The sequence below is a fragment of the Streptomyces reniochalinae genome (assembly GCF_003323735.1).
Taxonomy (GTDB): domain Bacteria; phylum Actinomycetota; class Actinomycetes; order Streptomycetales; family Streptomycetaceae; genus Streptomyces; species Streptomyces reniochalinae.
The window spans coordinates 110,796-124,303 of record NZ_QOIM01000037.1 but is presented as its reverse complement, the minus strand read 5'-3'; the positions used below and the strand labels follow the sequence as shown (position 1 = coordinate 124,303).

Here is a 13,508-nt window from a genome sequence, read left to right as displayed (position 1 = left end):
TTACGCGATGGGAGGATTTTCGCTCGAATTCCTCCCGGCCCGTCCCCTCACGCCTCCCGGCCGGCCCTCCACAGAGGGAATCCTCCACTCCGGGTCCCGGCCCAGCCACGCCGCGAGTCGCACGTACACGCCGGCGTCCTCGGGCACCTGCCGCGCCTCACCGAACGGGGCTCCCTCACGGCCCTCGGCCGGCAGCGCCCGCCGAGCGGCCGCCAGGGCGAAGTGGGCCGGACCCTCGTCCAGCGTGTCGTCCCGCTCCAGCGCGCGGGCCAGGTCCCAGGTGTGCGTGACGGTCTCCATCACCGAGCCGGCCATGGCGATGCGGCCCGGCATGCTGCCCCAGGGGACGGTCACGACCGCGTCCATGACCGCGTCGTTCGACCAGGCGGCGTTCACCCGGGCCCGGCCCTCGTCGTAGAGCTTTGCCCAGCGTTCTGCGGGCACCTCGCCGATCCACTCGGGGACTTCCTCTCCGACGCCGTCGCCGCCCCCCGGAACGGTGGCGATCCGCCGCGCACCGGAGACGACGTGTCCCAGCAGCGCGCGTACGTCGTACGCGTCGCAGGGGGTGGGGAGGTCCAGATGGCCGGGCCGGACGGTCGAGATCAGCTGGAACAGCTGCTCGGCGGCTGCGGCGTACACGGGGCGGGGGTCGGGCGTCTGCGGTGTGCTGTTCACGGGGATGAGCTCCTCGGTCGGATCGAAGGGAGGCCACGCGGGAGCTGGGACGCAGCCGGTGTGCGATGCTCCGCGGCGCGGGACCGGGAAGGAGTCTGCCGTCAAAACTCGCCATCGACCGTCAACATTTTCTGCGGCACTGTGGGGACGTGAAATCCGACCGCCTGCTGTCCGTCCTGCTGCTCCTCCAGACGCGTGGCCGTGTGCCGGCCGACCAGCTGGCAGCGGAGCTGGAGGTCTCCGCGCGCACCATCTACCGCGACGTGGAGGCGCTCTCGGCCGCCGGGGTGCCGGTGTATGCCGAACGGGGGCGGCACGGCGGCATCCGGCTGCTGCCGGGGTATCGCACGGACGTCACCGGTCTGACCGGTGACGAGGCCCGCGCCCTGTTCGTCCTCGCCGCGCAGGACGCGCACGCGGCCCTCGGACTCGACAGCGCGCTGGTCTCCGCGCTCCGCAAAGTGATGGCGGCGCTCCCCGCACCGCACCGTCCGGCGGCCGAACTGACCAGCCGCCGCATCCTGGTGGACCCCGACAGGTGGCTGAGCGGGCCCCGCGCGGACATCGAACTCGACGCGCTGCACGACGCCGTCTTCGCCGACCGCAGGCTGCGCATCCGCTACCGGCACGGAGGCGAGCGGGAGCTGCGCACCTACACCGTCGACCCCTACGGCCTCGTCAGCAAGGCGGGCGTCTGGTACCTGGTCGCGGACCGGCGGCGCGCCCCCGCGCTCTTCCGTGTGGACCGGATGGCCTCCGCGAAAGTGCTCCCAGAGCCCGTGCGGCGCAGGCCCGGCGTCGAACTCGCAGACGTCTGGCAGCCGCTGCGCCGCCGCGTGGAGGAGCGGCCCATGCCGGTGCGCGTGACGGCACGGGTGCACAGACCCCGCTTCGACATGTTCGCCCGCATCGTCGGCCCCGTGCTGGTCGCCGTCCCGGAACCGCCCGGGGCCTCCGCGGATCCCGCCGCCGAGGGGGACGACGAGTGGGTGACCGTCCGCCTCGCCTTTCCCGTCCTGGCCGCCGTCAGCCAGCTCCTCCAGTTCGGCCCCTGGCTGGAGGTCCTCGACCCACCCGAGGCCCGCGCGGAACTGGCCCGCCGGGCGCAGGAGGTGACGCGGCTGTACACCGACGGAGACGACACCGCGCACCCCCACGACACCACCACGAACGTCGACCCGAGCGGGGGTCACGCCGCCACGAACGACGACCCCCCGGGCGGGGGCCGTGGCGCCGCCGCGTATGACGAGGCCCGGCGCGGCGGCGGCCACCGCGCCTCCGCGGACGACGGCGCAGCCGGGGACTACGGCGTCGCCGAATGAGCCTCCTCCCGTGCGCGCTCGGGAGCCGCCCCCGAACCCCGCGCAGATTCCGGGGCCGCCTCCGGCCCCGGACCCCGATCCGGCGCGTGCGCCGTCGCCGCGCGCCCCCGGACGAAGAGCAGCACCGCGACCCCCGCGGCGAGTGCCGCGACGCCGCACACCACGAACACGCGGTCGAGCCCGGCCGCGAACGCCTCCCGGACGAGCCCCATCGGCACCCCCGCCTCCTGGGCACGGCCACTCCCCGCGGCCTCGGCGGCCGCACGCGGCACCCCCAGACCGGTCAGCACCTCGCGTATCCGGGTCGCGAACAGAGTGCCGAGCACGGCGACCCCCAGCGCGTAGCCCAACTGCCGGAAGGTGTTCACGGCGCCGCTCGCCAGCCCCGCCCGCTCGGGCGGTACGGCGCTGAGCGCGGCGGCGATCAGCACGGTGAGCGCGAGACCGACGCCGACCCCGATGAGCAGGCACCCGGGCAGCAGCGCCGTCCAGGACGAGCCGGGCGCCACCAGCGTCTGCGCCAGCACGCCGACGCCGATCACGAGCACGCCGACCCCCAGCGGGTATTGCGGGCGCATCCGCTGAAGCCGCCCGCCGAACACAGCGGCGACGAGGAAGGAGACCCCCGACATCGGCAGCAGGGCGAGACCCGCGCCCAGCGGGCTCATGCCCAGCACCGACTGGGCCCACAGCGCGCTGTAGACGAAGTGCGCGAACGCGGCGGCCTGGGTCAGCAGCGCCGCCCCCATCAGCACGGTGAACGACCGGTTCCGCAGCAGCGACAGATCCAGCAGCGGCGCCGCGGCCCGGCTCCGGCGCGCCCCCGCGGCACCCAGCGCGCGCTCCACCAGCGCGAATCCCACGGCGGCGAGCCCGGCGACGACCAGTGAGGCCACCGTCAGCCGGTCGCTCCAGCCCGCGTCGCCGCCGCGCACCAGCCCGTACGTCAGCGTGCCCACGCTCACGGTGAACAGCGCGGCGCCCGCCCAGTCCACGCGCGCCCCCGCGCCCCGCGGGGGACGGGAGGCGGGCACCGTGCGGTAGGTGATCCACAGAGCCAGCGCCGTCAGGGGTACGTTGACGAAGAAGATCGCGCGCCAGCCGACGTACTCGGTCAGCACGCCGCCGAGCGCGAGTCCGCACCCTGCGGCGGCGCCGTTGACCGCGCCCCACACACCGAACGCGATACCCCGTGCCCGCCCGTGGTAGGTGGCGGTGATCAGAGGGGCGTTCGCCGCGAAGACCGCCGCGGCTCCGACGCCCTGGACGGCGCGCGCCGCGATCAGCCGGCCGGCGTCGGGGGCGAGCCCGCAGGCCAGCGAGGCGAGCGCGAAGATCACCAGGCCTGCGGTGAACACCCGCCGCCTGCCGTGCAGGTCGGCCAGCGAGCCGGCGGCCAGCAGCAGCGCGGCCAGCGCGACCGCGTAGACGTCCACCACCCATTGCAGGGAGGTGAACGAGGCGTCCAGCGCCGTCGCCATCCTCGGCAGCGCCGTGTTCACGATCGTCACGTCGATCAGCAGCATGAAGGCGCCCAGCGACAGGGCGACGAGCGGCCACCAGCCCGGGCCGCTTCCGGTTCTTTTCGTCATGCCGCCAGGCTCGGAGAAACCGGCTGCCGGGCCGAGCCAGTGGGCGTCAGGCGGCGGATTCCGACATCCACTACCGTTTGTGTGGTGCAAACCGACACGGCTGCCGCCCGTACGCCTCCGCCGCTGGACGATCTCGACCGGCAGCTCGGACACGCCCTACAGCTCGACGGGCGGGTGTCGTTCTCCCGGATCGCCGAGGTCCTGGGCGTCTCGGACCAGACGATCGCCCGCCGCTGGGCGAAGCTGCGCGGCGGGCGCACCATGCGCGTCCTGGGCCTGACGGAACCCGCGGCGCTGGGGGAGACCGTCTGGATGGTGCGGGTCTCGACCACGCCCGATGCGGCCGTGCCGCTCGCCGAGGCGCTCGCGCGCCGGACGGACACCTCGTGGGTGGGGCTGATGGCGGGCGGCACCGAGGTCAGCGCGGTGGCGCGGTCCAGCGGTGACTGGGCGAGGGAGGGCGGCGGCGAGGCGCTGCTGTTGCGCGAGCTGCCGCGCACCCCGCGCGTGCTGGGCGTCAGGGCCTACTGCCAGCTGCACCAGTTCTTCGGGGGCGCGGAGGGGCTGATCCTCAAGTCGGGGACCCTCTCGTCGCAGCAGGTGGCGGCGCTCTCCCCGCCCCCGGCCCGGCTGCCCGACGAGCCCGTCAGGCTGACCGCCGACGACCGCAAGCTCCTCGCCTGCCTCGCGCGCGACGGCCGCGCGCCCGTGCCGGAGCTGGCCGCCGCGACGGGCTGGTCGCCGTCCACCGTGCGGCGCCGCATGGCGGAGCTGCGGGCGAGCGGGGTGCTCTACTTCGACCTCGACTACGGTCCCTACCTGTTCGACCACGGGCTGCGGGCCACCATCTGGCTGTCCGTACCGCCCGCCCGGCTGCACGCCGTCGGGCAGGCGGTGGCCGCGCACCCGCAGGTGGCGTTCGCGTGCGCCACCACGGGCGCCGCGAACCTGTTCCTGACGGTCGTGTGCAAGAACTCGGCGGCCCTGTACGCCTATCTGACAGGGCCGCTTGCCCGGCTGCCCGGGGTGAGCGGCCTGGAGACGTACCCGATGGTCCGCAGCCTCAAGGGCCCCGGACCGTTCTGGTGGGGCCCCCTCCGGGGCGGATAGAGTCCGGTCTGGCGGGCCCCCTCCGGGGCGGACAGAGCACGGATCCAGGGGGCGCGTCCGGTTCGTACGGGCGGGACAGCAGCCGTTACGGGCGGGACAGCAGCCGTTCCAGGACGACGGCGATACCGTCCTCGTCGTTGGCCGCGGTCACCTCGTCGGCGACGGCCAGCAACTCCTCGTGGGCGTTGGCCATGGCGACACCGTGTCCGGCCCAGGCGAACATCGGAAGATCGTTGGGCATGTCACCGAAGGCGATGGTCTCGGCCGCACGGATCTTCAGGCGGCGGGCCGCCAGCGCCAGCCCCTTGGCCTTGCTGAGCCCCAGCGGCAGCAGCTCCACGATGCCCGCGCCGGCCATCACCACGCCCACCAAATCGCCGACGGCGGCGCGCGCCGCCTTGGCCAGCCCGTCGTCGTCGAGCTGGTCGTGCTGGATGTAGAGCTTGTTGAGCGGCTGCTGCCAGATCGCCTCCCGGTCCTGGATGGGGACGTAGGGCAGCGGCCCGTCGTGCACGCGGTAGCCGGGCCCGGCCAGCACCTGGCCGTCGAGACCGTCGCAGGAGGCGGCCACCGCGACGGCGCCGACCTCTTTCTCCAGCAGGTCGAGGGCGTGCCGGCCGACTCGGCGGTCGAGCGTGACGGAGGTCAGCAGCTTGCCCGCGCCCGCGTCGTAGACCTGCGAGCCCTGCGCGCACACCGCCAGGCCCCGGTAGTCCAGGTCGGTCAGTATCCGCTTCGTCCACGGCACGGCGCGCCCGGTCACCACGATGTGGGCCGCGCCCCGCCCGGCGGCGGCGTCCAGCGCGGCCCGGGTGCGCGCGGAGATGGTGTCGTCGGAGCGCAGGAGCGTGCCGTCGAGGTCGGTGGCGATCAGCCGGTAGGGAAACGGAGCCGAGGGCATGGGCGCGTCCGCGGCTTCCGCGGTGTGGGTTCCCGCGGCGCTGGCGCCCGCGGCGGCGTCTGTGGCCTCGGCGTCTGCGGCGGTGCTCACTTGGCGATCGGCTCCAGCGCCTCACGTCCGCCCAGGTAGGGGCGGAGCACCGGCGGCACCCACACCGAGCCGTCCTCCTGCTGGTGGTTCTCCAGCAGCGCGACGATGGTGCGCGGTACGGCGCACAGGGTGCCGTTCAGCGTGGCCAGCGGCTGCACGTGCTTGCCGTCCCGCATGCGCACGGACAGACGCCGCGACTGGAACTGGGTGCAGTCCGAGGTGGAGGTCAGCTCGCGGTACTTGCCCTGGGTGGGGATCCAGGCCTCGCAGTCGTACTTGCGCGCGGCCGAGGCGCCCAGGTCGCCGGTGGCCACGTCGATCACCTGGAACGGCAGCTCCAGGGAGGAGAGCCACTGCTTCTCCCACTCCAGCAGTCTGCGGTGCTCGGCCTGCGAGTCCTCGGGGTCGACGTAGGAGAACATCTCCACCTTGTCGAACTGGTGGACGCGGAAGATGCCCCGGGTGTCCTTGCCGTACGAGCCGGCCTCCCGCCGGAAGCACGGGGAGAAGGCGGCGTAGCGCAGCGGCAGCCGGTTCGCCTCGATGATCTCGTCCATGTGATATCCGGCCAGGGCCACCTCGGAGGTGCCGACGAGGTAGAGCTCGTCCTTCTCCAGCTGGTAGACGTCCTGGGCCGCCTGGCCGAGGAACCCGGTGCCGTCCATGGCCTGCGACTTGACCAGCGCGGGCGTGAGCATCGGCGTGAAGCCCGCCTCGGTCGCCTGGGCGATGGCCGCGTTGACCAGCGCCAGCTCCAGGAGGGCGCCGACACCGGTGAGGAAGTAGAAGCGCGAGCCCGACACCTTGGCGCCGCGCTCGACGTCGATGGCGCCGAGCCGCTGGCCCAGCTCCAGGTGGTCCTTCGGCTCGAAGCCCTCGGCGCCGAAGTCGCGAGGGGTGCCGAGGGTCTCCAGGACGGTGAAGTCCTCCTCGCCGCCCACCGGAACGTCCGGGTGCACCAGGTTGCTCAGCCGGCGCAGCAGCTGCTGTGTCTCGGCGGCGGCCTCGTCCTTCTCGGCGTCGGCGGCCTTGACCGCGGTCGCCAGCTCGCCGGTGCGGCGCAGCAGCTCCGCCTTCTGTTCGCCCTCGGCCTTGGGGATGAGCTTGCCGAGCTGCTTCTGCTCGGCGCGGAGCTCGTCGAAGCGGACGCTGGAGGACCTGCGCCGTTCGTCGGCGGAGAGCACCGCGTCGACGAGGTCGACGTCCTCTCCACGGGCACGCTGCGAGGCGCGCGCACGGTCGGGGTCCTCACGGAGCAGGCGAAGGTCAATCACCCCGCCAGGGTACCGGTGACCTCCGACGGCTCTCGATCCGAAATCCCTTTGCGTGTAATTTGTCCGAATTGGCGGGTTTGCGAGGTGCGTATTGCCCTCACCTCCCGGGAATTCCGTCCCTCCCCCGGGGGAAGGGGCCCGCAGGGGTGATTCCGGGGCCGGGCAGGGCAGTTGGGCATCGCCCTCACCAGGTTTATCCACAGCGATCACCGGCGCGGAGCGACTTTTCCACAGGCGGGGAAGCCGGGCTGTGGAAATGGAAGAGATCCCTTCCGGTGCCTGCTCGGTCCTCCGGGAATTCCCGCCGTAAACCCGAAATTCCCACTCTTTTGAGGGGGATCAGCTCACACCGAAGGGTTCATGAAGGGAATTGTGCTGACGAGGCGGGTGTTGGCGGCTGTGGACGGCGATGCGGTATCCATGCCGTTTTGTCGACAGAGTCCGTTTCGCCTGTCGACTTGTTCACAGGTCGCCACCCGCCCCTGTGGATAACTTCGCCGAGGCTGTGCACAGTGTGAACAGCCGCGCCCCGACCTCAGTCCCGCCCGTCCAGGCACCGCGTCAGCCAGTCCGCCGCCGCCACGAAGTCCTCGTCCGCCATACCAGGGCGCAGCGTCGGCGGCTGCTCGTCGGCGCGCGGATACGAACCCAGGAAGCGCACCGCACGGCACGAGCGCTTCAGCCCCATGAGCACGTCCGCCACCCGACGGTCCTCCACGTGCCCCTCGCAGTCCACCGAGAAGCAGTACTGCCCGATGCCCTCGCCCGTCGGCCGCGACTCGATCCGCATCATGTTCACCCCCCGCGAGGCGTACTCGTGCATGACCTCCAGCAGCGCGCCCGGCTGGTCCCCCTGGAGCCAGAAGACGACCGACGTCTTGTCCGCACCCGTCGGCGCCGCGGGGCGCGCGGGACGGCCCAGCAGCACGAACCGCGTCGTCGCGTTCTCCGCGTCGTGGACGTCGGTGACCAGCGGCTGAAGCCCGTACCTCGCCGCCGCGAACTCGCCCGCGAAGGCCGCGTCGTACCGGCCCTCCTGCACCAGGCGGGCGCCGTCCGCGTTGGAGGCGGCCGACTCCCACACGGCGTCCGGGAGCTGCGCGGCGAGCCAGTTGCGCACCTGCGGCTGGGCGACCGGGTGCCCCGTCACCGTCTTGACCGTCTCCAGCGTCGTCCCCGGCCGCACCAGCAGCGCGAACGCGATCGGCAGCAGCACCTCGCGGTAGATCATCAGCCGGCCGCCGCCCGCCAGCTCGTCCAGCGTGGCGGTCACCCCGCCCTCCACCGAGTTCTCGATCGGCACGAACGCCGCCTGCGCCTCCCCGTTCCGCACGGCGTCCAGCGCCGCGGGAACCGACACCATCGGGGTGAGCTGGCGGGTGGCGGCCTCGGGGAGCGTGTGCAGCGCGGCTTCGGTGAACGTGCCCTCGGGACCGAGGTAGGTGTAGCGGCTCGCAGATGACATGCCGCCACGGTAGCCGCGCCCGGCACCCGCCGAGTGCCGGTCTCAGCCCTCGAGCAGCCGCTGGCCCACGTACTCGCCCCGCGCCGGACCGCCCGGAACGGCGAACAGCCCGCTCGCCTCGTGCCGCAGGAAGTCCGAGAGCGCGTCCCCCCGGTCGAGCTTGCGCTGCACGGGTACGAAGCCGCGCAACGGGTCCGCCTGCCAGGCCAGGAACAGCAGCCCGGCATCCGGCGCGCCGTCGTCCCGGAAGCCGTCGTGGAAGGAGAAGGGGCGGCGCAGCATCGCCGCGCCCCCGTTCGTCTCCGGCGAGGCGACACGGATGTGCGCGTCGGCGGCGATCACCGGCAGCCCGTCCCTGCCGCGCTTGTCGAGGTCGGGCGCGGTGTGCTCGTGCCCCCCGGACAGCGGTGCGCCGTCCGACTTGCGCCGCCCGATGACCCGCTCCTGCTCGCCGAGCGCGCGCTCGTCCCAGCTGTCGAGCAGCATCCGGATGCGCCGCTGCACCACGAACGAGCCGCCCGCCATCCAGGACGGCTGGCCCGAGGACGGCACGAAGACGCGCTCGGCGAAGTCGTCGTCCGCGGTCTTCGGGTTGTTGCTGCCGTCCACCTGGCCCATCAGGTTGCGCACCGTACGGGGGCGGTCCGTGGCCCCGGGCGAACGGTTGAAACCCGACATCTGCCAGCGCACCCGCGCCACCCCCGCCGCCTCCCGCTGGAGCGCCCGCAGCGCGTGGAAGGCGACCAGTGCGTCGTCAGCGCCGACCTGCACCCACAGATCGCCGTCGGAGCGCTTCTTGTCCAGCGCGTCGGCGGAGAAGTCCGGCAGGGGAGCCAGCTGCGGCGGCAGCTCCTTCTTCATACCCGTACGGGTGAAGAACGTGCGGCCGAACCCGAACGTCACCGTCAGCGACGAGGGCCCCGCGTCCAGCGCGATCCCGGTGTCCCGCTCGCCGCCTGCCGGCGGCTCGCCCGCCATCATCCGCCGCGCCGCGTCCGACCAGCGCCGCAGCAGCGCCGCCGCCTGCCTGCGCCCAGCGTCGGACACCAGGTCGAACGCCGCCAGATGGCCGTGTGCCTGCGCCGGCGTGACGATGCCCGCCTGGTGCGTGCCGTGGAACGCCACGCCGGTGGAGCCCAGCGACGTCAGCGCCGTGGGCGGCTCGTCCTGCGCCGCCGCGTGCCCCCACGCGCCCCCCGCGGCGCCCAGCACCAGCCCGCCCGCGCCGGCGGCGGAGGCGGTGCCCAGCAGCCGCCGCCGCGACAGCGACGCACCGCTGCCGGACGACGCGGCGTCAGCGGACGGCGCGCCGCTGCCGGGCGACGTGCCGCGCTCCTCCTCCGCGGCGGTCGTCGGGGAAGGGACGGAGTCCCGGGACGGAGGAGCCCCCCGGCGGCGTTCCCGCCGCTTACGAGGGGCGTTGACGGCGGTCACGCGGGAACCGCCGCGTACGGGCTCGCCGCCCCGCTCGGGGGCGCCGTCCGTGGCGCGGTCCGCGGATTCGTGGTCGCTGTGCGTACTCATCGTGTGGTTCGGTTCCGGCTCAGCCGATGGTGGCGGTCTTGTAGGTGGTGACCTGGTCGATGTCCGAGGTGCGGACGGTGACCGCGAGCTTCCATTTTCCGGCCATGGGAAGCCGGACATCCGCGGCCTTCCAGTGGCCCTTCTTCCCCGCGACCGGTTTCAGGGTGACAGGCAGCGGCCCGAGGTCCTTCGCCGGGAGGGTGAAGGTGACCTTCACCTCCGGTGCGTCGAGCGGCCGGCCGCCGGGCGTGGTGGTGTGCAGATGGAGGGTGTTGCGGCCGCGGGAGCCCGGGTCGAGCTCCAGTGCGGCGGTGCCCTTGCCGCCGGGGCCGCCCGTGTCGAACGGCACCTTCGCCTCCACAGGACCGGCGGAGGCGCTCTTTCCCGTGTCCCCCGCTGCCTGTGCCTGCGCTTCGGTGCGTCCCGGCTCGGTGTTGGTCAGGACCGTGGTGACGGCCAGCAGGACGACGGCGATGGCGGCCTCCGTCAGCACCGAGCGGCGCAGCCCGCTGCGCTCCGGATCGGCCTCGCGCCGCTTGCGCTGCCGCGCGGCGTCGGCGGCGTCCCGCTGCCGCGCGAGCTGCGCGGCGCGCACGGGGTCGGCCGGGCCGCCGTCGGAGGGATCCTCGGCGGAGGCGCTGTCGGAAGAGAGAGGGGAAGACGGAGCGGAGGCGCGGACCGGCGGCTGTGGGGAGCGCCTGCGCGGAAGGGACGCCGTCCGGTCAGTGACGTCCGTAGGGACGCTCCCCGTGCGGTGGTTTTCCGCCTCCGTCGGGACCTCCGACAACCTGGCTGTCCACCGGCGGGAGAACCAGCCGATTCCCACCAGTACGGCCACCAGGGCCACCTTCACCAGCAGCAGCTGTCCGTACGCCGTGCTCGTCAGTGCGCCGAAGGTTCCCACCTGGCGCCACGACTGGTACAGCCCCGTCGCGGCGAGCACGGTGACGCTCGTCAGGGCCACCGCGGAGAAGCGCCGCACTGTCGCGCCCGACGGGGAGGGCCCCCAGCGCAGCAGGCAGAAGAGCGCGGCCAGTCCGCCCAGCCACAGGGCGACGGCCAGCAGGTGGAGGATGTCCACCGGCATGGCGAGTGACGTCTGGATGCCGGTGGAGGCGTGTTCGGCCATCGCCCAGGTCGCCGCGAGCCCGGCCGCGACGACGGCGCCGCCGATGGCGAGCCCGTACAGCAGGTCGTGCCCCTCCCGCGCGCCGACCGGCCCGTCCGTGTCCGCCGCGCCGTCCGTGCCCGCCGCGCCGTTCGTCTCCGCCGCGCTGTCCTGGCGGCGCCGCGCGTACGCCCCGAAGAGCACCGAGACGAACAGGGCCGCCGCCGCCAGCAGCAGCATCCTGGACACCAGGGCAGCGCCCGGTTTGGTGGCGACCACCTCCTTGAGCCCGCCCAGGTCGAGGACGTCGGCGAGCCTGCCCGAGCCGGTGTAGGGGGTGCGCAGGAGCAACAGGGCCAGCGTGGCGGCGGTCAGGGTGACCCACCCGGTGACGGTCAGCCGCTGCACCGCCCGCGAGGAGGCCGCGCGCGGGGCGCACAGCATGACGAAGCCCGCACCGCCGACCAGCAGGACGAAGCCCGCGTAGGCGGCGTACCGGCCGATGCCGTAGAGCGTTCCCACGGCACCGCCGCCGGCGTTCTCGTCCTGCTGGGGGACGGTCGCGCTGGTTTCGGACGGTTCCTTGACGGAGAAGGTGAACGCGCCGGAGACGGGGTGGCTGTCGGCGGAGACGGCCTGCCAGGCGACCGTGTAGGTGCCCTTGGCGAGCGAGGATCTGAGCGACACGGCACGCTGCGTCTTCCCCCCGGTGCCCGTGTCGCGGATCGCCCCGGTGTCGGCCCGCTTGCCGTGCGGGTCGAGGACGCGGATCGAGTCCTCGGACATGGCCACGCCCTCGGAGAAGTCGAGCGTGACCTGGCGGGGCGCGTCGCGCACCACCGAGCCGTCCGCCGGGTTGCTGCCGGTCAGCGCCGCGTGCGCGGCGGCGGGTCCCGCGGTGGCCAGGATGCCCAGCAGCGCCAGCCCACCGGTCAGGAGAGCCACCACGAGCGCCTTCCACGCACCACGGGACGACGAGGCGGCCGCCCGCGCACGGGACGGCGCCAGGGCCGTGCGGGCACCGGATGGCGCCAGGGCCGTCCTGGCACGGGACGACGGCGCCACGGCCGTCCGCCCCTGGGATGGCGGCGTGGCCGCTCGGACGGAAGGGGGCGCCGTCGCGGCGCCGAGCGGCGCCGGAGCGCCGAGCGGCGCCGGACGGACGGCCGGGCGGTGGCGCCGCCCGGCCGCGGCAGCGGACGGAGGGGGCTCGGTGGTGTACGGCACGCCTGCGAACCTCACTTCTCGGGTGTGTAGTTCGTCGCCTCGACGGGAGCCTTGACCGTGACGGAGCCGGACTTGGCGAAGTGCAGGACGAAGGTGACCGTCTGGCCCTTGACCGGCTTGTGCTTGAGCTCCATGAGCATCAGATGGTTGCCCCCGCGCGCCAGTTTCAAAGTTCCGTGCGCGGGGACCGGCAGGGATTCGACCTGCCGCATCTGCTGTTCGACCGTCTCGTGCATCTCGACCTCGCCCGCCACGTCAGTGGAGACGGAGGTGAGCTTGTCGGCCTTGCCGCCGCTGTTGCGCACGGTCAGGAAGCCGCCGGCCATCTTGTCGGTGGGCGGCTGCGGCACGTAGGCGCCGCTGACCTTCAGCTCGGGGCGCCCCGAGGTCTCGGCGCTCCCCTTCTTTTCGCCGGACGAGGAGGACGACGAGGAAGAGGAGGACGACGAGGAGCAGGCGCCCAGGGCCAGAACGCAGGCGGCGCCGAGCGCGGTGGCGGCGAGTGAACGGCGGGCCGCGGCGCCGAGCGGGCGAGGGGTCACGGGTTCTCCCCCTTGATGATCTGGGGGAGTTCCCCGTCGAGGATCTTCGGGTCGGTGTTGCCCTCGGTGTAGAGGACGTGCGCCTTGTCGTCCTTGGGGGAGAAGGCGAGCACCTGGGCGCCGTGGGTGGAGACGATGTCGCCGTTCTTCTTCTTGTACGACGGCTCCACGCTCACGCCCAGGCTGCGGGCGCCCGCCTGGATGGTGTCGAAGTCACCGGTCAGCCCGATGAACGACGGGTCCTGGCCGCGCAGCCACTTCCCGAGCTCCTCGGGGGTGTCCCGCTCGGGGTCGGTGGTGACGAAGACGACCCGCAGCTTCTTCTGCTCCTCCTTGGACAGCTTCGACTTGGCCACCGCGATGTTGCTCATCGTCAGCGGACAGACGTCAGGACAGTTGGTGTAGCCGAAGTAGAGGAGCGTGGGGTGGCCCTTGGTCTCCTCGATGAAGTCGTACTTGTCGCCGCGGGTGTCGGTGAGCGTCAGGTCGGGCTTGTCGAAGGGCTGGTCGAGGACCGTGCCGCCCTTCTCCTGCTTCTCGACCGTGGCCGGCTTGTCGGCGGCCTTGCCGCCGGCGTCGGTGCCGCAGCCGGTCAGGGCGAGGGCGGCGGCCGCGACAAGGGCGGCTGCCGCCGGGACCGTTCTGGTAGTGCGCATGGTGGTGATCCGCTTCGTG

Annotated in this window: 11 protein-coding genes; 2 read left to right on the top strand and 9 right to left on the bottom strand. The window is 73.2% G+C overall.

All coding sequences use genetic code 11. The features are described from left to right. On the bottom strand, positions 1–678 hold the full coding sequence (locus DQ392_RS18365; protein ID WP_114016718.1) for a TIGR03086 family metal-binding protein: 678 nt from the start codon (positions 676–678) through the stop codon (positions 1–3). Between the two features lie 149 nt (positions 679–827). Between DQ392_RS18365 and DQ392_RS18360 the strand changes: the two genes are divergently transcribed. Beyond that, on the top strand, positions 828–2,000 hold the full coding sequence (locus DQ392_RS18360) for a helix-turn-helix transcriptional regulator (RefSeq protein ID WP_425470554.1): 1,173 nt from the start codon (positions 828–830) through the stop codon (positions 1,998–2,000). Here the strand turns inward: DQ392_RS18360 and DQ392_RS18355 are convergent. Further along, positions 1,982–3,592 (bottom strand): MFS transporter, encoded by a 1,611-nt coding sequence (locus tag DQ392_RS18355; RefSeq protein ID WP_114016717.1) that lies wholly within the window; start codon positions 3,590–3,592, stop codon positions 1,982–1,984. The genes DQ392_RS18360 and DQ392_RS18355 overlap by 19 nt on opposite strands. An 84-nt stretch (positions 3,593–3,676) precedes the next feature. Between DQ392_RS18355 and DQ392_RS18350 the strand changes: the two genes are divergently transcribed. Then, a complete protein-coding gene (locus DQ392_RS18350; RefSeq protein ID WP_114016908.1) occupies positions 3,677–4,702 on the top strand; it encodes an Lrp/AsnC family transcriptional regulator in 1,026 nt (341 codons plus the stop codon). Between the two features lie 85 nt (positions 4,703–4,787). Here the strand turns inward: DQ392_RS18350 and DQ392_RS18345 are convergent, their stop codons facing one another. From DQ392_RS18345 to DQ392_RS18315, 7 genes are all read right to left on the bottom strand, one after another. Then, the gene (locus DQ392_RS18345; protein WP_114016907.1) at positions 4,788–5,603 is read right to left on the bottom strand and encodes an HAD family hydrolase; all 816 of its coding nucleotides are present in this window, start codon (positions 5,601–5,603) and stop codon (positions 4,788–4,790) included. An 86-nt stretch (positions 5,604–5,689) separates the two neighbouring features. After that, a complete protein-coding gene (gene serS, locus DQ392_RS18340; RefSeq protein ID WP_114016716.1) occupies positions 5,690–6,967 on the bottom strand; it encodes a serine--tRNA ligase in 1,278 nt (425 codons plus the stop codon). A gap of 535 nt (positions 6,968–7,502) precedes the next feature. Beyond that, positions 7,503–8,432 carry a prephenate dehydratase gene (pheA, locus tag DQ392_RS18335; protein ID WP_114016715.1) on the bottom strand — a complete coding sequence of 310 codons (930 nt, stop codon included), beginning with the start codon at positions 8,430–8,432 and terminating at the stop codon, positions 7,503–7,505. Between the two features lie 42 nt (positions 8,433–8,474). After that, the gene (gene efeB, locus DQ392_RS18330; RefSeq protein ID WP_245981633.1) at positions 8,475–9,956 is read right to left on the bottom strand and encodes an iron uptake transporter deferrochelatase/peroxidase subunit; all 1,482 of its coding nucleotides are present in this window, start codon (positions 9,954–9,956) and stop codon (positions 8,475–8,477) included. 19 nt (positions 9,957–9,975) lie between these two features. Then, positions 9,976–12,009, bottom strand: a complete 2,034-nt coding sequence (locus DQ392_RS18325) for a copper resistance protein CopC (protein ID WP_425470553.1) — start codon at positions 12,007–12,009, stop codon at positions 9,976–9,978. Positions 12,010–12,302: 293 nt separating this feature from the next. Continuing rightward, entirely contained in the window at positions 12,303–12,833 is a 531-nt protein-coding gene (locus DQ392_RS18320; protein WP_114016714.1) for a copper chaperone PCu(A)C, read from the bottom strand. Further along, positions 12,830–13,489: an SCO family protein gene (locus DQ392_RS18315; protein ID WP_114016713.1), complete on the bottom strand. Its 660-nt coding sequence runs from the start codon at positions 13,487–13,489 to the stop codon at positions 12,830–12,832. The genes DQ392_RS18320 and DQ392_RS18315 overlap by 4 nt, the downstream gene beginning before the upstream one ends. Between the last annotated feature and the right edge of the window lie 19 nt (positions 13,490–13,508).

What these genes read in the sequence shown, in the direction of transcription:
- DQ392_RS18315 (WP_114016713.1), bottom strand. Translation starts at nt 13,489, where the DNA reads ATGCGCACTACCAGAACGGTCCCGGCGGCAGCCGCCCTTGTCGCGGCC.
- pheA (WP_114016715.1), bottom strand. Translation starts at nt 8,432, where the DNA reads ATGTCATCTGCGAGCCGCTACACCTACCTCGGTCCCGAGGGCACGTTC.
- efeB (WP_245981633.1), bottom strand. Translation starts at nt 9,956, where the DNA reads ATGAGTACGCACAGCGACCACGAATCCGCGGACCGCGCCACGGACGGC.
- DQ392_RS18345 (WP_114016907.1), bottom strand. Translation starts at nt 5,603, where the DNA reads ATGCCCTCGGCTCCGTTTCCCTACCGGCTGATCGCCACCGACCTCGAC.
- DQ392_RS18355 (WP_114016717.1), bottom strand. Translation starts at nt 3,592, where the DNA reads ATGACGAAAAGAACCGGAAGCGGCCCGGGCTGGTGGCCGCTCGTCGCC.